Origin of the sequence: Nonomuraea sp. NPDC048826 (assembly GCF_043198225.1) — a bacterium.
Classification (GTDB): domain Bacteria; phylum Actinomycetota; class Actinomycetes; order Streptosporangiales; family Streptosporangiaceae; genus Nonomuraea.
The window spans coordinates 1-21,455 of record NZ_JBICUQ010000016.1 but is presented as its reverse complement, the minus strand read 5'-3'; the positions used below and the strand labels follow the sequence as shown (position 1 = coordinate 21,455).

Annotated in this window: 21 protein-coding genes and 1 pseudogene; 9 read left to right on the top strand and 13 right to left on the bottom strand. The window is 72.8% G+C overall.

Annotated features, from left to right (window positions below):
- The 4 genes from ACGFI7_RS40405 to ACGFI7_RS40390 all read right to left on the bottom strand — a co-directional run bounded on the left by ACGFI7_RS40405 (position 1) and on the right by ACGFI7_RS40390 (position 5,543).
- Positions 1-1,980: an APC family permease gene (locus ACGFI7_RS40405; RefSeq protein ID WP_393414686.1), complete on the bottom strand. Its 1,980-nt coding sequence runs from the start codon at positions 1,978-1,980 to the stop codon at positions 1-3.
- A gap of 73 nt (positions 1,981-2,053) precedes the next feature.
- Positions 2,054-3,046 carry a nitroreductase/quinone reductase family protein gene (locus ACGFI7_RS40400; protein WP_393414683.1) on the bottom strand — a complete coding sequence of 331 codons (993 nt, stop codon included), beginning with the start codon at positions 3,044-3,046 and terminating at the stop codon, positions 2,054-2,056.
- Positions 3,043-4,614 (bottom strand): ABC transporter permease, encoded by a 1,572-nt coding sequence (locus ACGFI7_RS40395; protein WP_393414680.1) that lies wholly within the window; start codon positions 4,612-4,614, stop codon positions 3,043-3,045. The genes ACGFI7_RS40400 and ACGFI7_RS40395 overlap by 4 nt, the downstream gene beginning before the upstream one ends.
- Complete coding sequence (locus ACGFI7_RS40390) at positions 4,611-5,543, bottom strand: ABC transporter ATP-binding protein (protein WP_393414677.1); 933 nt, start codon at positions 5,541-5,543, stop codon at positions 4,611-4,613. Before ACGFI7_RS40390 ends, ACGFI7_RS40395 begins: the two co-directional genes overlap by 4 nt.
- Before the next feature lie 394 nt (positions 5,544-5,937).
- On the opposite strand from ACGFI7_RS40390, the gene ACGFI7_RS40385 reads away from it, so the two are divergent.
- Together ACGFI7_RS40385 and ACGFI7_RS40380 are read left to right on the top strand one after the other, a co-directional pair.
- Positions 5,938-6,309 (top strand): 2-dehydropantoate 2-reductase N-terminal domain-containing protein, encoded by a 372-nt coding sequence (locus ACGFI7_RS40385; protein ID WP_393414674.1) that lies wholly within the window; start codon positions 5,938-5,940, stop codon positions 6,307-6,309.
- Positions 6,310-6,335: 26 nt separating this feature from the next.
- Positions 6,336-6,644: pseudogene (locus ACGFI7_RS40380) on the top strand (NAD(P)H-dependent glycerol-3-phosphate dehydrogenase); the annotation flags it as partial.
- Between the two features lie 231 nt (positions 6,645-6,875).
- On the opposite strand, the gene ACGFI7_RS40375 reads toward ACGFI7_RS40380, so the two are convergent.
- The 5 genes from ACGFI7_RS40375 to ACGFI7_RS40355 all read right to left on the bottom strand — a co-directional run bounded on the left by ACGFI7_RS40375 (position 6,876) and on the right by ACGFI7_RS40355 (position 12,607).
- Entirely contained in the window at positions 6,876-7,223 is a 348-nt protein-coding gene (locus ACGFI7_RS40375; protein WP_393414974.1) for an acyl-CoA dehydrogenase family protein, read from the bottom strand.
- A 244-nt stretch (positions 7,224-7,467) separates the two neighbouring features.
- Positions 7,468-8,175, bottom strand: coding sequence for a hypothetical protein (locus ACGFI7_RS40370; protein ID WP_393414671.1), 708 nt, complete (start codon positions 8,173-8,175; stop codon positions 7,468-7,470).
- Between the two features lie 164 nt (positions 8,176-8,339).
- Positions 8,340-9,302 (bottom strand): Acg family FMN-binding oxidoreductase, encoded by a 963-nt coding sequence (locus ACGFI7_RS40365; protein ID WP_393414668.1) that lies wholly within the window; start codon positions 9,300-9,302, stop codon positions 8,340-8,342.
- Between the two features lie 25 nt (positions 9,303-9,327).
- Positions 9,328-11,802 (bottom strand): cation-translocating P-type ATPase, encoded by a 2,475-nt coding sequence (locus ACGFI7_RS40360; protein WP_393414665.1) that lies wholly within the window; start codon positions 11,800-11,802, stop codon positions 9,328-9,330.
- 103 nt (positions 11,803-11,905) lie between these two features.
- Positions 11,906-12,607: a universal stress protein gene (locus ACGFI7_RS40355; RefSeq protein WP_393414662.1), complete on the bottom strand. Its 702-nt coding sequence runs from the start codon at positions 12,605-12,607 to the stop codon at positions 11,906-11,908.
- Between the two features lie 175 nt (positions 12,608-12,782).
- Here ACGFI7_RS40355 and ACGFI7_RS40350 point away from each other — a divergent pair, with 175 nt between their 5' ends.
- The 7 genes from ACGFI7_RS40350 to ACGFI7_RS40320 all read left to right on the top strand — a co-directional run bounded on the left by ACGFI7_RS40350 (position 12,783) and on the right by ACGFI7_RS40320 (position 18,234).
- Positions 12,783-13,073: a hypothetical protein gene (locus ACGFI7_RS40350; RefSeq protein ID WP_393414659.1), complete on the top strand. Its 291-nt coding sequence runs from the start codon at positions 12,783-12,785 to the stop codon at positions 13,071-13,073.
- Between the two features lie 176 nt (positions 13,074-13,249).
- Positions 13,250-13,762, top strand: coding sequence for an acetate--CoA ligase family protein (locus ACGFI7_RS40345; RefSeq protein ID WP_393414971.1), 513 nt, complete (start codon positions 13,250-13,252; stop codon positions 13,760-13,762).
- A gap of 68 nt (positions 13,763-13,830) precedes the next feature.
- Positions 13,831-14,901 (top strand): 4Fe-4S dicluster domain-containing protein, encoded by a 1,071-nt coding sequence (locus ACGFI7_RS40340; protein WP_393414656.1) that lies wholly within the window; start codon positions 13,831-13,833, stop codon positions 14,899-14,901.
- Positions 14,898-15,701 carry an FAD/NAD(P)-binding protein gene (locus tag ACGFI7_RS40335; protein ID WP_393414654.1) on the top strand — a complete coding sequence of 268 codons (804 nt, stop codon included), beginning with the start codon at positions 14,898-14,900 and terminating at the stop codon, positions 15,699-15,701. Before ACGFI7_RS40340 ends, ACGFI7_RS40335 begins: the two co-directional genes overlap by 4 nt.
- Positions 15,698-16,447 (top strand): oxidoreductase, encoded by a 750-nt coding sequence (locus tag ACGFI7_RS40330; protein WP_393414651.1) that lies wholly within the window; start codon positions 15,698-15,700, stop codon positions 16,445-16,447. Before ACGFI7_RS40335 ends, ACGFI7_RS40330 begins: the two co-directional genes overlap by 4 nt.
- A complete protein-coding gene (locus ACGFI7_RS40325; RefSeq protein WP_393414648.1) occupies positions 16,437-17,726 on the top strand; it encodes a Ni/Fe hydrogenase subunit alpha in 1,290 nt (429 codons plus the stop codon). The genes ACGFI7_RS40330 and ACGFI7_RS40325 overlap by 11 nt, the downstream gene beginning before the upstream one ends.
- Positions 17,719-18,234, top strand: a complete 516-nt coding sequence (locus ACGFI7_RS40320) for a hydrogenase maturation protease (protein WP_393414645.1) — start codon at positions 17,719-17,721, stop codon at positions 18,232-18,234. The genes ACGFI7_RS40325 and ACGFI7_RS40320 overlap by 8 nt, the downstream gene beginning before the upstream one ends.
- Here ACGFI7_RS40320 and hypE read toward each other — a convergent pair.
- From hypE to ACGFI7_RS40300, 4 genes are read right to left on the bottom strand one after another with little or no spacing between them, the layout of a single operon-like run.
- Complete coding sequence (gene hypE / locus ACGFI7_RS40315) at positions 18,144-19,193, bottom strand: hydrogenase expression/formation protein HypE (RefSeq protein WP_393414642.1); 1,050 nt, start codon at positions 19,191-19,193, stop codon at positions 18,144-18,146. The two genes, ACGFI7_RS40320 and hypE, sit on opposite strands and share 91 nt — an antisense overlap.
- Positions 19,190-20,293: a hydrogenase formation protein HypD gene (gene hypD, locus ACGFI7_RS40310; RefSeq protein WP_393414639.1), complete on the bottom strand. Its 1,104-nt coding sequence runs from the start codon at positions 20,291-20,293 to the stop codon at positions 19,190-19,192. Before hypD ends, hypE begins: the two co-directional genes overlap by 4 nt.
- Positions 20,277-20,510: a HypC/HybG/HupF family hydrogenase formation chaperone gene (locus ACGFI7_RS40305; RefSeq protein WP_393414637.1), complete on the bottom strand. Its 234-nt coding sequence runs from the start codon at positions 20,508-20,510 to the stop codon at positions 20,277-20,279. The genes hypD and ACGFI7_RS40305 overlap by 17 nt, the downstream gene beginning before the upstream one ends.
- Entirely contained in the window at positions 20,510-20,866 is a 357-nt protein-coding gene (locus ACGFI7_RS40300) for a universal stress protein (RefSeq protein ID WP_393414968.1), read from the bottom strand. Before ACGFI7_RS40300 ends, ACGFI7_RS40305 begins: the two co-directional genes overlap by 1 nt.
- Positions 20,867-21,455 lie beyond the last annotated feature (589 nt).

Genomic DNA, 21,455 nt, shown 5'->3' with positions numbered 1-21,455 from the left:
TCACACACCGGCGGTGCCGTGCTGTTCGACGGCCTGCTGTTCGTCGGGCCGACGAGCGAAGGCGGCCTCGGCCGAGCCGAGCTGCCAGGGCACGCTGGTGACCATGACGCCGGGCCGGAACAGCAGGCGGGCCTTGAGCCGCAGCGCGCTCTGGTTGTGCAGCAGATGCTCCCACCAGCGGCCCACCACGTACTCCGGGATGAAGACCGCCACCACGTCACGGGGGCTCTTGCGGCGCAGCTGCGTGACGTAGTCGAGGACCGGGCCGGTGATCTCGCGATAGGGCGAGTCCAGCACGGTCAGCGGCACCGGCATGCCGCGCTCGGCCCACTCGCGTTCCAGGTCCTGCGCCTCCTGCTGGGAGGTCTGCACCGTCACCGCGGTCAGCGTGTCGGGCCGGGTGGCCCGGGCGAAGGCGAGCGCCCGCAGCGTGGGCGTGTGCAGCCTGGACACCAGGACCACCGCGTGCACCCGGCTGGGCAGGGTGATCCCGGCCGGGCTCGGCCGCAGCTCGGCGGCCACCGCGTCGTAATGCCGCCTGATCGCCCTCATCAGCATGAACACCAGCGGCATGGCGATCACCACGATCCAGGCGCCGTGGGTGAACTTGGTGACCAGCACCACCATCAGCACCAGGCCGGTCGATGACGCGCCGACCGCGTTGATCAGGCGGGCCCGGCGGATCCGCGGCCGAGCCGGCGTGTCCGCAGTACGCAGGATCACGGTCCAGTGCTTGACCATGCCAGCCTGGGACAGGGTGAAGGAGACGAACACCCCGATGATGTACAGCTGGATCAGCCGGGTGGTGCTGGCGTCGAAGGCCCAGATCAGCGCCCCGGCCAGCAGCGCCAGCACCACGATGCCGTTGCTGAAGACCAGCCGGTCCCCGCGGCGGCCGAACTGCCGAGGCAGGAAGCCGTCCCGGCCCAGGATCGAGGCCAGGATCGGGAAGCCGTTGAAGGCGGTGTTGGCCGCCAGAATCAGGATCGCGGCGGTGCAGGCGGCCAGCAGATAGAACAGCACCGAGCCGTCCCCGAACACCGCCGCGCCCACCTGGGCGATGACGGTTTTGGCCATGTATCCCGCGGGCGCGCCGATCAGGTGGTCCGGCGACTCCGCCACGCGCACCCCGGCCACCAGCGCCAGTGCGGTGATGCCGGCGAACATGGTCACGGTGATGGCGCCCATGATGGCCAGCGTCGCGGCGGCGTTGCGGCTCTTGGGCCGGGTGAAGTTCGGCACTCCGTTACTGATCGCCTCCACCCCGGTCAGGGCGGTGCAGCCCTGGGAGAAGGCGCGCAGCACCAGGCCCAGGGCCAGCAGGCCGGTGGCGGAGGCGGCCGGTCCGATGCCGAAGCCGGCCGATTCGGCCACCGGTGCCTCACCTCCGGCAGCCCGCACCACACCCCAGACGATCATGGTGGACACCACGGCGATGAAGCCGTAGGTGGGGATGGCGAACACGGTCCCCGACTCTCTGGTCCCGCGCAGGTTCATCAACGTCAGCACCGCTACCATCCCCAGCGCCAGCGGCACCGCCTGCGCCGCCAGCTCAGGGAAGGCCGAGACGATGTTGGCCACGCCCGCGGCCACCGACACCGCCACCGTCAGCACGTAGTCCACCAGTAGCGCGCTGGCCGCCACCAGCGAGGCGTTCTGCCCCAGGTTTTCCCGGCTGACCGCATAGGCGCCGCCCCCGTTCGGGTAGGCGTGGCAGGTTTGCCGGTAGGAGGCGACCACGACCACCAGCAGCACGATCACCGCCAGCGCCACCCAGGGGGTGAGCGTGAACATCGCCAGTCCGCCCAGGCTCAGCCCGAGCAGGATCTCCTCGGTGGCATAGGCGTTGGACGACAGCGGGTCGCTGCAGAACACCGGCAGCGCCAGCTTTTTGGGCAGCAACGTCTCACCGAGCTGAGAACTACGCAGCGGACGGCCCACGACAAGCCGCTTGGGCACGTCCAGAAGGGATTGCTTCACAAAGGCCATCGAAACCGGCGCAAGACCCAACGAACGGGCTCTTAACGCTTCCCTAGCGCCAACGGTTCCGGTCTTAACGGGATCCTGACACCTGCGTCGGAGTGGGAGGAACTGCCCGTCCGGGGCGTGCCAGCAGGCGTACGAGGGCCGCGCCGGTCAGCGCCGCCACGGTGAAGGCCATGACCGAGCCGCCGAGCACGCCGATCGCGATGACCAGCCAGACCGGTTGTCCTTCTTGCCACAGCGGGCTGGTCACCAGCGCGAACGCGCTCAGGGCGGCCAGCCAGGAGCCTGCTGTCGCCGGCACCCACCACCAGGCCCCGCGCACGTGCTGCCGCAGCAGCCGGCATTGCAGCAGCCCCATCGCGGCCAGCAGGGTCACTCCCAGGAGCGCGAGCACGGCGGGCGGCCATCGCAGGAGGCCTTCACCAAGCATGATCGGTAGCGCTCCGACGGTCCACGCGATGGCGGCGCCGCCCGCCGTGGCGCGCACCCAGTCGCGGGTGGCGACCGTGGGAAGCGCCGTACGCAGCGCGTACGCCTGGGCGAGACCGAGGATCGCGCCCTCGGCGGTCCCCGCCAGAACGATCACCGCCAGCTGGGCGAGCGGCCCGGCACCGAGCGCCAGGGCCGCCACCACCGCCGGCACCGAGAATCCGGCGATCTCCCCCAGCGTGACGGCCCGTGTCCAGCGCCACCACAAACCCGCGCGCCTCGACGCGGGCGCCTGCGCCTGCGAGGTCAGGCGGATGGTCACCATGGGGACCGCTGCCTCGCGCACCGTGGCGTGTCCGTCGCGTACCGCTCCTGCCAGGACGAGCCGCACCGACGCGCCTCCTCGCAGATTGCGCCACCACAGCCGGTGCTGGGCGCTGACGACGGTGAGCGTCGTGCCCTTTCGCTCGTACCGGACGGGCAGCCGGACGGCGGCGCCACTGCGGCGGCCGGTGACGGTCAGCAGGGCGATGCTGCCGGACAGCAGGTCGTGCAGCGGCGTGCGGAGCAGCCGGGCGATGAACGGGTTCACCAGGCGGGTCTGCAGCCGGTCCAGCGTCCTGCTGGTCATGACAGCCTCCCTCGTCGCAGACCGGAAGGGCACACGAGGGCCAGGGCCGCTGTCGCGCCCAGCGTCCACAGCGTCACCACGGCCAGGTCGGCCCACGGCCACGGCCGTCCCGCCAGCGTGTCGAGCACGGTGTGCGACAGGTGCTTGAGCGGGAAGACGTCGCCGACGACGGTCAGCACGGCGGGCAGTTCGCCGCCGATGACGAAGACGTCGGAGACGAAGGCCAGGGGCAGGAACGTGCCGAGGGTGACGGCGTTGACCGTCTGCTGCTTGCCCGTCAGCGTCACCACGAGGGCGCCGAGCGCGGTGAAGCAGGCCGTGCCGAGGAGGATCGCGGCGAGCATCCCGGCGACCGCGCCGGGTCCGATCGCGACGCCGTAGCCGAACGCCGCCAGCAGCGTCAGCAGGACGGCGGTGACGGCCGTGACCAGCAGCGCGGTGGCGAGGTTGCCGGCATGGTAGGCCCAGCGCGGCAGCGGGGTGCCGGCCAGCCGCTTGAGCACGCCGCGCTCGCGGTCGCCGGCGATCGTCTCGGGGATGTTGACGTAGGAGGCCACTCCTATCGTGTACGTGATCATGGCGGCGAGCATGAACACCGGCAGCGGTACCCCTGAGACCCGGGACCCGGCGAAGATCAGCGAGATGAGCGCGAGGAGGAGCAGCGGCAGGATCACGGTGAAGAACGCCGTGGACAGGTCGCGGCGCAGCCGGACGAGCGCGTGCCCGACCTGGCCGGCCACCAGCCGACGGGGTGTGGACCGCCCGCCCAGCATGACGCGCTGCTCGCGCGCCTTGCGCAGATTCTGTGTGCGGGCCTGAGGGCGTTCCCAGCGGAAGCGCCACAAAGCCAGCGCCGCGCCGCCGATCCCCCAGACCACCAGGACGGCCAGATGGTCGGGGTAGAGGCCCGGCCCGGCGAGGAAGGGGTTCATGGCGTCGCGTACGGCATGCGCGAAGTGCCGCAGGGGAAAGGCCCAGCCGACGGCGTCGAGCCAGGCGGGCAGCCGAGCGCCGACGAGGATGACGTCGGAGATGAACGCCAGCGCCAGCAGCAGCCCGGTGCCCAGCAGTTGCACCGCCGCCGCGTTGCGCACCAGCGCCACCACCGCGAAGCCGAGCGCGGTGAAGCAGGCCGCCCCGATCAGCAGGGTGAGCAGCAGCGCGGGCAGCGTCCGCCAGACCAGCTGGGTGCCGTAGAAGACCGTGCCCACCGTCAGCAGCACGGCCACCGTCGTCGCCGCGACCGCCAGCGACGCCCCGGCCAGCCCCGCGAGCACCGCCGAGGCGGGCACCGGCGTGCCGTGCAGCCGCTTCAGCCAGCCGCGGTCGCGCAGGTCCGCCAGGCGGATGGCCAGCGTGCCGAAACAGCCCTGGGCGACGCCGAACACGGCCATGACGGGGACGACGAACTGCATGACGCGCACGTCCGTACCGGGCTGGACGACCTGGTTGCCCACCGCGGCGCCGATGATCACCGTCATCAGCAGGGGCATGGCGACGGTGAAGAAGGCCGCCATGGGAGTGCGGACGAAGGAGAGGGTCTCGTGCCGGACCAGCCGCCCGATCATGACGCCGCCTCCTGTGATGCCTCCTGGGGAACTGGTGTCTCGCCGACCAGGTCGAGGTAGACGTCCTCCAGCGACGGGCGGGCCAGGGACAGGGCGGTCAGCTCGGTGCCGCGCCGCAGCGCCCAGCCGGTCAGCGCGTGCAGGTCGCGGGCGGGCTGCGCGGTCTGGACCGACACGGCAGTGCCGCGGGCGTCGAAGCGGCCGGTGAGAGGCGGCAGGTCGGCGGCGGTCGTGCCGTCGGGCAGGCGGAAGGACAGCACGCTGGTCCGCTCGGCCGCGATGAGCGTGTCGGGCGCGCCGCAGGCGACCACCCGGCCCTCCCGGAGCACCGCGACCCGGTCGGCGAGGTGCTGGGCCTCGTCCATGTAGTGGGTGGTGAGCAGGATCGTCGTGCCCGAGGAGCGCAGCCCGTCGATCAGCTGCCACGCGTGGTGGCGGGCTGAGGGGTCGAATCCGGTGGTCGGCTCGTCCAGGAACAGCAGCTCCGGCCGGCCGATCAGGCCGAGCGCCAGGTCCAGGCGGCGCCGCTGCCCGCCGGACAGCGTGCGTACCCGGGCGTCGCGTTTGTCCTTGAGCCCGACCTGCTCGATCACCTCGTCCGAACCGCGCGGGTGCGGGTAGAAGCCCGCGTACAGCCGCACCAGCTCGAAGACGGAGAACTCCTCCTCGAACCCGGCCTCCTGCAGCACGATCCCGATGCGCTCGCGGTAGGCCCGGCCTCCGGTGGCCGGGTCGAAGCCCAGCACCGACACCTCACCGGCATCTCTGGCCCGGTGCCCTTCCAGGATCTCCACCGTGGTGGTCTTGCCGGCGCCGTTCGGCCCGAGCAGCGCGAACACCTCTCCCTGCGCGACGGCGAAGCTCACCCCGTCGACGGCCTGCACGGCGCCGTACCGCTTGCGTAATCCTTCGACGATCACTGCGGACATGTCAGGCTCCCTCCGGGCTGCCCTCGGGTCATCCGACGGGCCATGAAACACGCATGAGGCGGCGACGGCACGGCCGATCCTGCCAAGACTGTGGATCCCGATCCTCATGCCCTCATCGTCCGCCGCCGCCCGCCGGCGCAGCAGAGGCCACGGTCCCGCCCTGGACGGACCTTCGACCCGCAAGCGCAGAACCGGCCCCCTGCCCGGCGTCGCCGGGCGGGAGGCCGCTGGGGATGGGGATTTCTCATGCACCCCGCAAAGGGTGCCTGTTGTCAGGATCGCGGGCGCGGCCCCGCGCGTGCAAAGGCGATGGTCCTCACCCGCCGGGACCTTCACCGGCGGCCTGGCATCCATTGCCACTGGCCGGCGGCGGCAGGGCAGGTGAGATGGAGGGATGAGGATATCCGTGCTCGGCGCCGGTTCCTGGGGCACCACGGTGGCCGCCCTGGTGTGCAAGCGGCATGACACGCTCGTGTGGTCGCGTGATCCAGGCGTCGCCGAAGAGATCAATGCCAGACATCACAACCAGGTATACCTGCCCGGCTTCGACCTGCCCGAGGCGCTCAGGGGGTCGGACGACCTCGGGGCCGCCGCCGACAGGGCGCAGGTTCTGATCGTGGGGGTGCCGTCGCACGCCTTCCGCCAGGTGCTGGAAGCGGCGCGCGACCATGTGCCGCCCTGGATCCCGGTCGTCAGCCTGGCCAAGGGGCTTGAGGACGGGACGCACCTGCGACGACGTGATCGGGTGCGAGCTCGGCGGCGCTGAAGAAAGTCGTGGCGATCGCGGCGGGCATGGCCGAAGGGCTGGGTGTCGGGGACAACACCAGGGGGGCGGTCATCACCCGCGGCCTGGCGGAACTCAGCCAGCTCGGTCAGGCGATGGGCGGCCGGGCGGCCACGTTCGCCGGGCTGACCGGGCTGGGTGACCTGGTCGCGACCTTCCTGAGCCCGTACAGCCGCAACCGGTACGTCGGCGAGCAACTCGGCCGGGGCCGCAAGCTCGACGAGGTGCTCGCAGAAATGATTATGGTCGCCGAGGGCGTCCACACCACGCCGGTGGCGGTGCGGCTGGGCGACCTGCACGGGCTGGAGCTGCCGATCTGCCGCACCATCTACCGGGTGCTGACCGGCGTGATCACCGCGCGTGACGCCTATTCGGGCCTGCGCCACTCCCCAGCCGGCGCGGAGTCCGGCCCCTGGTGCACCGGCGGTGACGATGTCCCCGCCAGCCGGGATCTTCGGCCCTGCCCCGCTCCTCCTCTGTGGGGCACCATGCGGGCAGCGCCACGCGTGAAGGAGGGACACCATGAGCACGCCGAAGATCCTGCTGGCCTACGGCACGGGCATCCGGCGTCGCGCGCGTTCGCCCGCAGGCACGCCGGGAAGCTGGCCGGCACGCCCGTCTGGCTGTTCAGCAGCGGGCCGCTGGACGACTCCGCCGACACGAAGGAGATTCCTGCGGTACGGCACGCGGCCGACGCCATGCGCAAGCTCGCCGCCGTACCGCCGAAAGAGGATCGGGTCGCTGCCGAGGAAGGTCGCGAACACCGATGTGGCCGACCCCAGGTCGAGGCGGGCCAGGCGCTCGCAGATGCGGTAGGAGTCGAACGCGCCGCCTCCCACGCCGCCGTAGTCCTCCGGCACCAAGGCGAGCTGTACGCCGAGGGCGTCGCCGCCCATCCGCCGAATGGTCTCCTCGGGGCAGCTGTCGTCGCGGTCGAGCCGCAGCGGGCTTTCCTCCGGGGCCCGGCGGCGACGAAGTCGCCGAGCGGGTCGAGCATCACATCGAGTGTTTCGAGTCGAGTCCTTTCGTCACGGCTCGTCTCCCTCTGGGTGTCCGCCTGGTTTGCCGTGACCGTAGAACCCGGGGGCGGGCGCGGGCAGTCGGGGAGTGCCCGGGTGTGCGGGACTTCGTCTCGACTTCTCACCTGGAGGGCAGGCCCGATGGCGCTGTCGCACCGGCCCGGGCCGCGAGGTTCTTCAGCATCTTGCGTTCCAGCAGGAAACTGCCGGGGAGGATGAACAGCTCCGCGAGGAGCGCCGGGACGCCGCTTGAGCGCCGCGTCCGCCAGCGGACGATCATCCGGGTGCCGCCTGCGAGGGCCGGCGTCAGCAGGAAGCAGCCGGTCGTCCCCGTCTCAGGGTCACCCACCACCAGGAGGCTGCCCGTTTCGAGGCGGCGCACCGGCGGTCCCCATCCGGGCAGCATCGGGATGATGTCGCCGACGTGCAGTTCCTGCAGCTCCGGGATGATCCGGTCCGCGCTCGGCCGGCCGTCGTTGTCCAGCCAGTCGTAGCTGTACCAGCCGGCGCGTCCCCAGCCGAGCTGCGCCAGCCACGGCCACACCCGCTCCGGCGGGGCGTCGATGGTGATCGCGCGGGTGACGGTCGCGCCGTCGGGGATCAGCTCGTCGCCGGGCATCGGCGCGGCCGCCTCGGCGTGCGTGGCGCCCCACCGGCACGCCCACGGCTTGAAGACATACGCGTACGCCAGCAGCATGGTCGCGGCGACCGCGAGCCCCGCGGCCAGGCCGGGACAGAAGCCGAGCCAGGTCACGAGCGCGGCCAGGACGCCGCAGCACGCGATCACCACTGTGGCGATGATCGCCGCGATGACCTTCTTGGTGCGCATGATCCTCACCTCCGGGCAGGGCCGGCCGCGCCACTGGGCGAGGTCCTCCGGCCTGCGCCGGTGGATTGCCTGCCTCGCCCTCACCTTGGCAGCGGCCCTCGCGGGCGGGGAACGTGCGAAGGTCAGCGGTCCTGTGGCATTGGTCCCGCGGCGGGGGTGGCCCTTCACTCCAGGACTTCGGGCAGCGGGCGTCGGGGCGTGTCCTGGTGGTGGTCGAAGGTGACACCCAACCTCATGATCATTTGCGGGTGTTCGCCGGAGAAGAGTTCCTGGCGCAGGAAGTCGCGCAGCGGGCCCATCTCCAGAGCCTGCGTGTGGAAGGCCGCGCTGATCCCGTGAGCGGCGGCGTGCAGCAGGACGTGCTGCAGCGCCTGACCGGCGGCGATCCATTCCCCGGGGCTGTCCCCCCGGGTGGTCAGGGCCGCCACGACGCCACTGGCCGTTTCCTTCTCCTCCGGGGCGTTCCAGTCGTGCCGCCAGGTGTAGTGGCGCTGCGGGAAGTCCGGCGCCGGCCGCGGCGACTCGCTGCGGGCAGGCGATGCGCCGGTACAGGCGCCGGCGCGTGGGGCTTGGCGGATGGCCTCCAGGCCGAACGGCGGATCTTGCGCCTGCACGTTCTGCGCGGCCCGGGTGAGCGCGGCGACCACGCCCACCGCCCCGGGTGAGCGGATGGGCGTCAGCCGGGCGCCCTCGCTCATGGCCGCGCGCACCAGCGATTCGATGAGCTGGCCGGGCACCGGCACGTCGGCGAAGCCGGCCCGGTGGGTGCGGCGCCGCTCAATCTCGCCGCCGAGCACCCAGGTGGCCTCGTCGGCGTCGATCTCCTTGCCCAGCCTGACCGTCGCCAGCAGGTCCGGCCGGGCGGCGTCGGGCAGGATCCGCACGAGGGGTTCGTAGCCCTCGCAGCGAATCACGGTGCGCATGGTGAACAGCGCTGCCCCGCAGCTGATCAGCAGTTCCCGGCCCGCCGCGTCCTCGACCGGCAGTTTCCTGGCCAGGTCGGCCCTCAAGCCGATCTCCTCCTCCGCGAGGGTGAAGGTCCAGGGCTGGGTGTTGTGCACGGACGGCGCCCAGCGGCCGGCGTCCACCGCCGCGGACAGGGCCTGCTCCGGCAATCGGGTGCTCATGCTCCACCTCCAGGGGACGATGCGTTCACCGCATCACATCAGGGGCGTCAGGTGAAGCGCGTCGCCGGCCGGCCTGCCGAGCCTTGTACGCGGCGTCGGCAAGGATTACGGCGGGGATCGCCAGTGCGGCCAGCGCCCACCCTGCGGCCGGCGGGAAGGCGCCGCCAAGCAGGCCCGCCACCGCCGGGAGGCCGAGGAAGACCAGGAGCAGGACGGCTTCGACGGCGACGGCGCCAAGCAGCAGAGGATTGGTCCGCCAGCGCATCCTGCCGACCCAGCGGGACTGGCTGCGGCAGGCGAAGGCGTTGGCGAACTGGCCGAGCACGACGGCGGCGAAGGCGGCGCCGGAGGCCGCGGCCAGCAGGCCCGCGTCCGGGACGGCGCCCAACTGCCACCCTCCCAGCAGCAGCACGCCGATGAACGCCCCCATCTCGGCCAGCGCCTGCGTCGGGCCGAGCACGCCGAAGACGCGCACGAGCACACGCCGGTCGATGAGGCTGCCGGTCCGGGCCGGGCGGTGCATGGTGCGCGGATTGGCCGGCTCCGCGCCGAGCGCGAGAGCCGGCAGCAGGTCGGTCCCGATGTCGAGGGCGAGCACCTGCAGCACGCTGAGCGCGAGCGGGATGGTGCCGCCCGACAACGCCCAGACGGCGAACGGGGTCAGCTCGGCGACGTTGTCGGTCAGATGGTAGGTGAGGAAGCGCCGCACGTTGGCGTAGGTGGCACGGCCCAGCTCGACCGCGGAGACGATGGTGGCGAAGTGGTCGTCGAGCAGTACCAGGTCGGCGGCTTCCCGGGCGACGTCGGTGCCGGAGGCGCCCATCGCGATGCCGATGTCGGCCTCGCGCAGCGCGGGCCCGTCGTTGACGCCGTCGCCGGTCATCGCCACCACGTGCCCGCGCGAGCGCAGGGCGCGGGCGATGCGCAGTTTGTCCTCAGGGGTGACGCGGGCGACCACGACGCCGTCGCGGTCGAGCAGCTCGCCCAGCGCCGCGTCGTCGCCGGGCAGCTCCGCGCCGGTCACGACCAACTCGTCGTCGCCGAGCAGCCCGACCTCGGCGGCGATGGCGCGGGCGGTGCGCGGGTGATCGCCCGTGACCATGGCGAGCTTGATCCCGGCGATCCGGCATTTCCAGATCGCCTCCGCCACGTCGGCTCGGGGTGGGTCGAACAGCCCGACCAGGCCGAGGAACTCCAGGTCCCGTTCCTGCGCGGTGTCGCCGCGGGCGACCGCCAGGACCCGCAGTCCCCGGTCGCTCATCGCGGCCAGCGCCTCGTCCACGCCCGGCACGGCGCGGCAGAGCGGGAGCACGGCGTCCGGGGCGCCTTTGAGATGCAGCCGGCCGCCGGCCACGACGGAGGCGCGGCGCCGCAGGGGATCGAACGGGAAGCGCGCGGTGATCTCGTCGTCCACGTCGGCGCCCAGCCGCAACGCCTCGACGTGCAGGGCGACCTCCATGGGGTCGCCGACCGGTTTGCCATCGCTCATCCGCCCGGTCGAGCTCAGCACGGCGGTGCGCAGGACATCGGCGGGCGGGCAGTCCGGCGCCCATAGGGCGGCGACCGTCATCTCGTTACGGGTCAGCGTGCCGGTCTTGTCGGTGCAGATGAACGTGGCCGACCCCAGCGTCTCCACCGCTTCCAGGTGGCGTACGAGGGCGTTGTTGTCCGCCATCCGCTGCGCGGCCCGCGCCAGCGACAAGGTGACGGTCGGCAGCAGACCCTCGGGAACCAGCGCCACCGTGACGCCGAGCGCGAACAGGAAGCTCTCCCCGGCATGCATGCCCAGCAGCTGCGCCAGCCCGAAGAACGCGGCGCCCACCGCCAGGGCGATCCCGGCGACGATCCTGACGACCTTGCCGAGCTGCACCGACAGCGGGCTGGGCGGCCGGGACGCCTCCTCGGTGAGCCGGGCGATGCCGGCCAGCCGGGTGCGCCCGCCGGTGGCCGTCGCGACCGCCTCGGCCTGTCCCTCCACCACGAACGTGCCCGCGAACACCTCGTCTCCCGCGGCCGGCCGCACCATCCGGCTCTCGCCCGTGAGCATCGACTCGTTGACGCCTAGCGCGTGCACGTCCGCCAGTCGCAGGTCCGCCGAGATCCGGTCGCCCGCCTCCAACAGGACGACGTCACCGGCCACCAGCTCGGCGGCGGCGACCACCGTCCGCCTGCCGTCGCGGCGCACGACCACGTTGGCCGGGATGAGTTCGCGCAGCCGCTGCGACGCCTTGTCCGCGCGGTACTCCTGCGCGAAGGCGAACGCGCCGTTGAGCAGCACGACGATGACGATCGCCACGGCGAGCTGCGGCATCCCGGCCAGCAGCGCGAGCACGGAGGCGCCCCAGAGCAGCAGCGCGAAGAAGTGCACCATCTGGCGCAGCAGCAGGACCACCGCCGGGGTGCGGCGCCCGGACGGCAGGACGTTCGGCCCGTCGCGAGCCAGCCGGGCCGCCGCCTCGGCTACGGTCAGTCCCTGCCCGAGCTGGAATAGGGTGCTCATGACCACCACTGTGGACGCGCGGTCGCGCTGCCCGGCAGGGCCCTTCGGCATCAACGGGGCGGGCCGTCCGGCACCCACGAGGGGGCGGCGAGTGGTGGAGCTTTCAGCCCACCACTGCCACCGGGCAGGGGGCGTGCCGCAGAAGGAAGTGGGCGGCACCGGGGTGGGCGGCGCGTTTGCGGCCGGCGACCATGAGGGATGCGGGCCGGTGCCCGGTGGCGGGCAGGATCCGTACGCCCGGATGGCGTGCCGCCCACTCGGCGAGGTCCGGGGTGTGGGCGGCGAGTGGCAGCCGGCGCAGGGCCGCCTCGCCGAACGCGAACTCCAGCACGGCGGCGTCCGGGTGCCGGTCGGCCACGACGACCGGCCCGGGATTCTTCACCGCGGGCAGCGGCCCCGGCCCTCGGACGACGATCACCGGGCAGGCGGCATGGGCGGCGACGTACCCGGCCACCGACCCCATGTCCGCCCCCGGCAGTGCGCCGAGGCCTCGCGAGCCGACCACGACGAGCGCGGCGTCCGCCGAAAGCTCGACGAGACGTGGGGCGGCCGGCCCCTCGTACAGGTCGGTTCCGACGCGTACACCGAGGCTGGTCTGGCGGGCGCACTCGGCGCCGTGCCACAGCACGTGCTCGGCCGCCTTGCACAGGTGGGCCCTGGCCTCCTCGTCCGCCTCACCGTAGGGCCACTGCCAGGCGTGAGCGACGGTCAAGGGCAGCTTTCTCAGCTCGGCCTCGTCCAGCGCCCAGTCCAGGGCCTGCATGGAGAAGTCCGACCCGTCGTAGCCGAGCACGATTCCCTTCATCAGCCTGCCTCCTGTCCGGCACCATGGTGGTGATGCGGCCATCGTGGTGCCGGCGCCGGGATGCCGGGCAGAGACCTTCGGCCTCGGTGCCGGGGTCGTCCGGCTCTGACTCGCCAATCCGCTGCCCGGCAGCCTCGCAAGGAGGAGCACCCTTGTCAGAGTCGGGAGACGCGCCATGTCTGACGGTTACGACGTGCTGCTGCGCGACGGCGGCATCGCCCACGTGCGCCCGCTACGTCCCGGCGACCGCACCGCCCTGCACGAGCTGGTGGAGCGCTCCTCGGAACGCTCGGCATACCTGCGGTTCTGCACCGGCGGCCGCAACACCGCCCACGCCTACATGCGGACCGCATCACCTCCGACGCCTACCAGGGGCACGCGCTGGTGGCCACGGTACGCGGCCGGCGGGTCGCGGTCGTCGAGTACATCCCCATCGGCGACGGCAGCGCCGACCTGGCCATCCTGATCGACGACGCCGTGCACGGCACGGGCTCGGCACCCTGCTGCTCGAACACGTCGCCCTGGACGCGGCCGAGCACGGGGTGCGCACCCTGGTGGCCGACGTGCTGGCCGAGGACCGGCCGACGCTCCGGGTGCTGCGCAACCTGATCGAAGAGCGACGTCGGCGGCGTCCGGCTCGACCTGCGTACCGAGGAAGAGGTACGCCGGACCTACCGCGAGCTGGCGGCCCGCCTCGGTGCGGTGATGACCGGCGCGATCGTCCAGCCCATGCTGGCGGGCGGCGTCGAGATGATCGTCGGCGGTGTCAACTATGCGGCGTTCGGCTCCCTGGTCATGGCTGGGATGAGCGGGATGATGGCCGACCTGCTCGCCGACCGCTCCTTCCGCGTCCCGCCCGTCACCGGCGCGGAGCGGATGCTCGGCGAGTTGCGCCGCGCGCTGCTGCTGCACGGCTACCGCGGTATGCCGGCTGTCGACATCAAACCCTTGACCGGCCAGATCAGGCGCGTCGGCCGGCTGCTCGACGACCTTCCCCAGGTGGCCGAGCTCGACCTCAACCCGCTGATCGCCAGCCCGGACGGGGCCGTCACGGTGACGCCCGCATCAGGGTCTCGCCGTGCGAGCCGCCGCCCTCGCCGCTCCTGCGCCGCCTGCGCTTACCAACGCCCGCCCGTTCGGGACCTTCGGCTCTGAAGGGCGCCTTTCGCGCGAGGTGTGATGAGGGCGACCGGCTGATCGGCCCGCATGGAGCGGAGCATGACATGGAGCCCATCGTCCTGGACACGCTGGATCCGCTGATCGAGGCGTTGCGCGAGCGTGGATACGCCGTCGTGGGCCCTGTCGTCCGCGACGGCGTCATCCGTTTCGCCGAACTCGGCTCGGCCGCCGACCTGCCCACCGGGTGGGGCGATGAGCAGGCGCCCGGCACCTACCGGCTGCGTGCGCGGGGCGAGCTCGTCTTCGGGTTCGCCGCGAGCCCTGACACGGTCAAGCGGTTCACACATCCGCCCCGGACCAGCTTGTTCCGGATGCGGGACGGCATGCCCGAACGTGTCCCGGTCGAGGCGCCGAAGGTGGCGATCCTGGGAGTTCGGGCCTGCGATCTGGCCGCGCTGGCCGTACAGGATCGGGTACTGCTGGGCGGCCGGTACCCGGACGAGGCCTACCGAAAGCACCGCGGGGCCCTGTTCCTGATCGCCGTCACCTGCGCGGTGCCGGGCGGCACCTGCTTCTGCGCGTCCATGGGCGCAGGCCCGCGCGCCGTCTCCGGCTTCGACCTGGCCTTGACCGAGCTGAGTGGCCCGCACCGGTTCCTGGCCGAGAGCGGAGGCGAGCGTGGCGCGGCGCTGCTGGCCGCGCTGCCGTCGCAGCCCGCCGCTGCCGCCGATCTGGAGGCCGCCCGCGCAGTCAGCGAGGCCGCGGCCGCCCGGATGGGCCGCCGGGTCGATCTCGACGGCGTCAGGGAGCGCCTGGTGCAGCAGCGCGAGTCCCCGATCTGGAACGAGATCGCCTCCCGCTGCCTGACCTGCGCGAACTGCACGATGGTCTGCCCGACCTGCTTCTGCGTCACCGTCGAGGACGGCACCGATCTGGCCGACGGCACGGCCGAGCGCACCGAACGCTGGGACTCCTGCTTCACCCTGGACTTCACCGAGCTGGGCGGCGCGCCGGTGCGGTCGTCGGGGGCCGCCCGCTACCGTCAGTGGCTCAGCCACAAGTTCTCCACCTGGGTCGACCAGTTCGGCGCTTACGGCTGCGTCGGCTGCGGCCGGTGCATCACCTGGTGCCCGGCCGGCATCGACATCACCGAGGAACTGGAGCGGCTGCGATGATCCCCGCCCCGTACCGCGTCCGCTCGCGCCGCCCCGACCGCGCCGGCACCGTCACACTCGTCCTGGAGCCGGTCGACGGCGCCTGCCCGCCGTTCCGGCCCGGCCAGTTCACCATGCTGTACGCGCCCGGGGTGGGCGAGATCCCCGTCTCCATCAGCGGCCGCGCCCGCGCCGGCGGCTACGTGCAGACCATCCGGGCCGTGGGCGCCGTCAGCCGCGCCCTGTGCCACACGCCGCCCGGTTCGCTGGTCGGGCTCCGCGGCCCCTTCGGCACCCACTTCGATCTTGCCCGGGCGGCCGGTCTAGACGTGGTGGTCGCGGCCGGCGGGCTCGGCCTGGCCCCGCTGCGGCCGGTGATCCGTGAACTGGCGGCGCACGGCGCCCGCTACGGCCGGATCAGCCTGATCGTCGGCGCCCGGACCCCGGACACCCTGATGTACCCGCGTGAGCTGGCCCGCTGGGGCCGCCGCTTCGACGTGCGGGTCACCGTCGACCGTCCCGACCGGGCCTGGCAGGGGCCGACCGGTCTGATCACCGGGCTCGTCGGCGGCATCGGCGTCGAGCCGGGCCGCACCCTCGCGTTCGTCTGCGGCCCCGAGGTCATGATGCGGGCGACCGCCGAGGAATTGCTGCGCCGTGGCGTACCGGCCGATCGGGTGGTGCTGTCGCTGGAGCGCAACATGAAGTGCGGCATCGGCCACTGCGGCCACTGCCAGCTCGGCCCGCTGTTCACCTGCCTGGACGGGCCCGTGCTCAGCTACGACAAGGTGGCCGCCCTGCTGGAGGTGGAACAGCTGTGAAGAAGCTCGCCGTCTTCAAACTCGCCTCGTGCGACGGCTGCCAGCTCACGCTGCTCGACTGCGAGGAGGAGCTGCTGTCAGTCGCGGCCAACGTCGAGATCGCCTACTTCCTCGAAGCCTCCAGCGCCCGCGGCGAAGGCCCCTACGATCTGTCCCTGGTGGAAGGGTCGATCACCACGCCGGACGACCTGGAGCGGATCCGGCACATCCGCCGCGTCTCCAAGCACCTCGTGACGATCGGCGCATGCGCCACTGCGGGCGGCGTGCAGGCGCTGCGGAACCTGGCCGACGTCGGCGAGTTCGCCTCGATCGTCTACGCCCGCCCCGGCTACATCGAGACGCTCGACCGCTCCACGCCCGTGTCGGCGCACGTGAGCGTCGACTTCGAGCTGCGTGGCTGCCCGATCGACCGGCGGCAGCTGCTGGAGGTCATCGGCGCCTTCCTGGCGGGGCGGCGGCCGGTGGTGCCCGCCCACAGCGTCTGCGTCGAGTGCAAGGCGCGCGGCAACCCCTGCGTGCTGGTCGCCCACGGCACCCCGTGCCTGGGCCCGGTCACCCAGGCCGGCTGCGGCGCGCTGTGCCCGGCGTTCAACCGCGGTTGCTTCGGCTGCTTCGGCCCCATGCGGAGCCGGAACGCCGCCGCGCTCAACGCCCGCCTGCGCGCCGCCGGCATGGACGACGACGAGCTGGCGCGCGTCTACCACACCTTCAACGTCACCTCCTTCGGAGGCAGCTGTGACGCATAAGACGATCCGTGTGGGCGGCCTGACCCGGGTGGAGGGCGAGGGCGCGCTGCTCGTCCGCGCCCGCGACGGCCGCCTCACCGACCTTCAGCTGCGCATCTACGAGCCGCCGCGCTTCTTCGAGGCGCTGCTGCGCGGCCGTGCCTTCACCGAACCGCCCGACATCACCGCCCGCGTCTGCGGCATCTGCCCGGTCGCCTACCAGATGAGCGCCTGCCAGGCGCTGGAGTCCGCCTGCGGCGTCACCGTCGGCGGCCCGCTGCGTGACCTGCGGCTGCTGCTCTGCTACGGCGAGTGGATCGAGTCCCACGCCCTGCACGTCTACCTGCTGCACGCCCCCGACTTCCTCGGCTACCCCAGCGGCGTCGCCATGGCCGCCGACCACCGCCCGCTGGTCGAGCGCGGCCTGGCGCTGAAGAAGGCGGGCAACGAGCTGGTCGCCGCCGTCGGCGGGCGTGCCATCCACCCGGTCAACGTCAAGGTCGGCGGCTTCTACCGGCTGCCCTTGCGGGCCGAGCTGGCGCCGGTCGCCGAGCGGCTGCGGCAGGCGCTCGGCGACGCGCTGGCCACGGTCGAGTGGGTCAGCGGCTTCGGCTTCCCCGACGTCGAGCACGACTACCGTTTCCTGGCCCTGCGCCACCCCACCGAATACGCCATCTTGTCCGGCGACGTCGCCGTCAGCGACGGCACCGCCTTCCCGATCGCCGACTGGCCACGCCACGTGGTGGAGGAGCAGGTGCGGCACTCGACCGCGCTGCACGCCCACCTGGATGGCCGCACCGGCTACCTGACCGGCCCACTCGCCCGCTACGCGCTCAACGCGCCGCTGCTGTCGCCGCTGGCGCTGCGCGCCGCCGCCGACGCCGGGCTCGGCCGGGTGTGCCGCAACCCGTTCCGCAGCATCGTCGTACGCGCCGTCGAGATCGTGCACGCATGCGAGGAAGCGCTGGCCGTCATCGACCGGTACGCCCCCGCCGGCGAGCCGTCCGTCCCCGTCGCCGCCCGGCCCGGCGTCGGCCACGGCGCCTCCGAAGCCCCTCGGGGCACCCTCTACCACCGCTACCGCATTGACGACAGCGGCAAGATCGCCGAGGCGGACATCGTCCCGCCGACCGCGCAGAACCAGGCCCGCATCGAAGCCGACCTGCGCGCCCTCGTCGCGCCCCGGCTCGACCTGCCCGCCGCGGAGCTCGCCGAGCTGTGCGAGCGCGCCATCCGCAACCACGATCCGTGCATCTCCTGCTCGGCCCACTTCCTCGACCTGCGGATCGATCATGGCTAGGGCGGTCGTCGTCGGCGTCGGCAACGACTATCGGGGCGACGACGGGGCCGGGCTCGCAGTGGCGCGGCTGCTGCGCGGCCTCGGCGTGCCCGCCGTCGACAACGGCGGCGACCCGGCCGAGCTCATCGAGGCCTGGACCGACACCGGCGTGGCCGTGGTGATCGACGCCGCCCGGTCCGGGGACCCGCCCGGGACGGTGCGGCGGCACGCCGGCCTGCGGCAACTGCCGGAAGGGACGGCCAGCACCCACGCGCTCAGCCTCGCCGACGCCGTCGCCCTGGGCCGCGCCCTGGGACGGCTGCCCGGCGAGCTCATCGTCTACACGGTCGAGGGCGCCAGCTTCGTCCTGGGCGCCGGCCTGTCGCGGCCGGTCGCGTCGTCCGTCCCGGACGTGGCCCGGGCAGTGATGCGCGAGATTCAGCAGATGCGCGGCAGCTGCTCGCCGACGAGCATGTCGACCACCCGGGTGGATCCGACCAGCGTGCGCATGACGACGCGTCCCGGATGACCGGCGACCACGGTGCCGATCCGGGTGGCGTGCGCGCCCTCGTCCAGGCCGCGCATCACCGCCAGCACCTGCTCGGACCGGTCCGGCGCGACGAAGGCCACCAGGCAGCCCTCGTTGGCCACGTGCAGCGGGTCCAACCCGAGCAGGTCGCAGGCGGCGGCCACCTGGGCGGGCACCGGGACGGCCGCCTCCTCCACGACCACTCCCACCCCCGACGCGGCGGCGAGTTCGTTGAGCGCGCTGGCAAGACCACCCCTGGTGGGGTCGCGCAGCACGTGCACGGCCGGCCCGGCAGCCTCGATCATCGCGGCTGTCAGGCGGTGCAGCGGGCGGCAGTCGGAGGCCAGCTCGCTGTCGAAGCCGAGCCCCTCGCGGGTGCCGAGGATGGTCACGCCGTGCAGCCCGATCGGCCCGGACAGCAGCACGACGTCGCCGGGACGGCCATGGGTGGCCGACGCCTCCGCGCCGGGCAGGCGCACACCGATCCCGGTGGTGGTCACATACAGGCCGTCCGCCGCACCCCGGCCCACGACCTTGGTATCGCCGGTCGCCACGGGCACCCCGCACGCGCGGGCGGCCTCCGCGATGGAGGAGGTGACGCGACGGAGCTCGTCGAGCGGCAGGCCCTCCTCCACGATGAAGGCGACGCTGAGCGCGATCGGGGCCGCGCCGCGCATGGCCAGGTCGTTGACCGTGCCGTGGACGGCCAGCGAGCCGATGTCGCCGCCGGGGAAGAAGCGCGGCGTGACCACGAACGCGTCGGTGGACATCACCACCTCCGGCGCCCCGGTGGCCACGATCGCGGCGTCCTCGATCGTGGCGGCGCCGAGACGCGGGGCGAGGTCGGCGAGCAGCTCGGCCATGAGCTGCCCCCCGGAACCGTGGCCGAGCAGCACCCGCTCGTTCTCGGCCAGCGGGGCGGGGCAGGTGGCGGCGATCGGGTCGAAGCGGGTGGTCATGTCCTCTCCTGTCTCGTGGGGCCCTGTCTCGTACGGCCGGCGTTGTGGAAGGCGGCGCAGGTGCCCTCGGCGGACACCATCGGCGCGCCGAGGGGTGCGCGCGGCGTGCACAGCACGCCGTAGGCGGGGCAGTCGATCGGGGTGCGCGTGCCGCGCAGGACGTCCCCCGCGATGCAGGCGGGGTGCTCGTGCGCGCTGACCGCGCCGACGCCGAACCGCAGCGTGGCGTCGTAGCGGGCGAACTCCGGCGCCAGCGCCAGCCCGCTGGCCGGGATCTTCCCGATCCCCCGCCAGATCTGGTCGCTCACCCGGAAGACCCGCCGCATGGCGTCCTGGGCGTGGGTGTTGCCGGTGCGGCGGACGGCCCGCGCGTACTGGTTCTCCACCGCGCAGCGGCCCTCCTCCAGCTGGCGCACCGCCATGAGGATGCCTTCCAGCAGGTCGAGGGGCTCGAACCCGGTCACCACGATCGGCACGCCGTAGCGCACGGCCAGCGGCTCGTACTCGGTCCAGCCCATCACCGCGCACACGTGCCCGGCGGCCAGGAAGGCGTTCACCGATGCCGATTCCATGATGGCGGCCATGGCGGGCGGCACCAGGACGTGGCTGACCAGGACGCTGAAGTTGTCCAGCCGTTCCGCGGCCGCGCGCAGCACGGCCATCGCGTTGGCCGGCGCCGTGGTCTCGAAGCCGACCGCGAAGAACACCACCTGCCGGTCCGGGCGCGTCCGGGCCAGGCGGACCGCGTCCAGCGGCGAGTACACCACGCGAACGTCCGCGCCCCGCGCCTTGGCCGACAGCAGATCGGTGCCGGAGCCGGGCACCCGGAGCATGTCACCGAAAGAAGTGAAGATCACCTCGGGGCGGGCGGCGATGGCCAGCGCCCGGTCGATGGTGGCCAGCGGCGTCACGCACACCGGGCAGCCCGGCCCGTGCACCATCCGCACCGGGACGAGCTCGTCGATGCCCTGCCGGACGATCGTGTGCGTCTGCCCGCCGCACACCTCCATGATCGCCCACGGCCGGGTGGCCGCGGCCCGGATCTCGCGTATCAGGCGGCGGGCGAGGACGGGGTCGCGGTACTCATCGAGATATCTCATCCAGGCCTCCCGGGATGGCCCGCAGCACCTCGATCGTGCGCAGCGCCTCGTCCTCGTCCAGGACGGAGATGGCGAAGCCGACGTGCACGATCACGTAGTCGTCCGGCCCCGCCTCGGGGGTGTAGGACAGGCACGCCTCGCGGCGCAGCCCGTCGAAGTCCACGGTGCCCATCTCGCCGTCGCGGGCGACGATCCTTCCCGGTACGCCCAGGCACATCACGACCTCGCCTCCTTCGCCTCTCCCCAGGATCCGCCGTGCCACCCGGATCGGACAGCGGCGAACGTCCTCGTAGCGGGGCCGGAGGTCCCAGACGTCAGCCCACCCGGACGGGCGGCCTCCAGGTGTGCACCGCCCGCAGCGTGCTTTCCCGCAGGGCGCCTGCGCGAAGGCATAGGTCGCCGGTGCGGCCGGCACTCGGGCGAGTCGTCCACCCCCGCCACGACCTGTCCGTACGCCGGCTGCCGGGGGCCGTGGACGACCACGACGGGGACCTCGGCATGACCGGCGACCTGGCCGCTGACCGACCCGAGGAGGACGCCGGCGACGCCGCCGAGCCTTTGGCTGCCCAGCACCACCTCCGTGGCCGCCCGTCCCTGCTTGCGCAGGATCGTCACGGGCTCCCTCCTCCAGCCGTGTCGTCACCTCGGCACCGGGCCGCGCTCGTGGACCAGGGCCGCCGCCTTGTGGAGAGCTTTCTGCCCGGTACGCCGGAGCTGGGCGGAGGGGTCCGGGCCGGGAGCTTCGCGATCTGGTGCGGCTGCCGGTCCACCGCGTGGACGATCCTCAGCGGCTGATGCACGCGAAAGGCGTCGCCGGCGGCCCGCGCCGGCAGGGGACCGTCGATCCCCGCAACGATCATGGTGTCCGCCCTCGTCACGCCCCATCGATGGGAGGCGGCGGGCGGTGTGGGGGCTAGAAGTCCTCTCGGGCACGGGGCGAAGGATTGTGAACCGGGATGGGCGCCGGCCTGCCGGCCGTACCTTCGCCCACCTGTTGTCTTGAGCGGGAAGTCAGCGCGCCCACCTCCGGCTGCCGGAGGTGGGCGCGGGATCATGCGCACTACTGGAGCCAGGGGGTCCGGCGGACGATGGGCAGGTTGCCGAGTCCCAGGGTGCGGCCGGCGCCGGCGAGGGCCAGGCCGATCAGGACGATCGAGTAGAC

Coding starts and splice junctions, on each gene's coding strand:
- ACGFI7_RS40400 (WP_393414683.1), bottom strand. CDS start 3,046: ATGACCAGCAGGACGCTGGACCGGCTGCAGACCCGCCTGGTGAACCCG.
- ACGFI7_RS40395 (WP_393414680.1), bottom strand. CDS start 4,614: ATGATCGGGCGGCTGGTCCGGCACGAGACCCTCTCCTTCGTCCGCACT.
- ACGFI7_RS40390 (WP_393414677.1), bottom strand. CDS start 5,543: ATGTCCGCAGTGATCGTCGAAGGATTACGCAAGCGGTACGGCGCCGTG.
- ACGFI7_RS40385 (WP_393414674.1), top strand. CDS start 5,938: ATGAGGATATCCGTGCTCGGCGCCGGTTCCTGGGGCACCACGGTGGCC.
- ACGFI7_RS40375 (WP_393414974.1), bottom strand. CDS start 7,223: ATGGGCGGCGACGCCCTCGGCGTACAGCTCGCCTTGGTGCCGGAGGAC.
- ACGFI7_RS40370 (WP_393414671.1), bottom strand. CDS start 8,175: ATGCGCACCAAGAAGGTCATCGCGGCGATCATCGCCACAGTGGTGATC.
- ACGFI7_RS40365 (WP_393414668.1), bottom strand. CDS start 9,302: ATGAGCACCCGATTGCCGGAGCAGGCCCTGTCCGCGGCGGTGGACGCC.
- ACGFI7_RS40360 (WP_393414665.1), bottom strand. CDS start 11,802: ATGAGCACCCTATTCCAGCTCGGGCAGGGACTGACCGTAGCCGAGGCG.
- ACGFI7_RS40355 (WP_393414662.1), bottom strand. CDS start 12,607: ATGAAGGGAATCGTGCTCGGCTACGACGGGTCGGACTTCTCCATGCAG.
- ACGFI7_RS40350 (WP_393414659.1), top strand. CDS start 12,783: ATGTCTGACGGTTACGACGTGCTGCTGCGCGACGGCGGCATCGCCCAC.
- ACGFI7_RS40340 (WP_393414656.1), top strand. CDS start 13,831: ATGGAGCCCATCGTCCTGGACACGCTGGATCCGCTGATCGAGGCGTTG.
- ACGFI7_RS40335 (WP_393414654.1), top strand. CDS start 14,898: ATGATCCCCGCCCCGTACCGCGTCCGCTCGCGCCGCCCCGACCGCGCC.
- ACGFI7_RS40320 (WP_393414645.1), top strand. CDS start 17,719: ATGGCTAGGGCGGTCGTCGTCGGCGTCGGCAACGACTATCGGGGCGAC.
- hypE (WP_393414642.1), bottom strand. CDS start 19,193: ATGACCACCCGCTTCGACCCGATCGCCGCCACCTGCCCCGCCCCGCTG.
- hypD (WP_393414639.1), bottom strand. CDS start 20,293: ATGAGATATCTCGATGAGTACCGCGACCCCGTCCTCGCCCGCCGCCTG.
- ACGFI7_RS40305 (WP_393414637.1), bottom strand. CDS start 20,510: ATGTGCCTGGGCGTACCGGGAAGGATCGTCGCCCGCGACGGCGAGATG.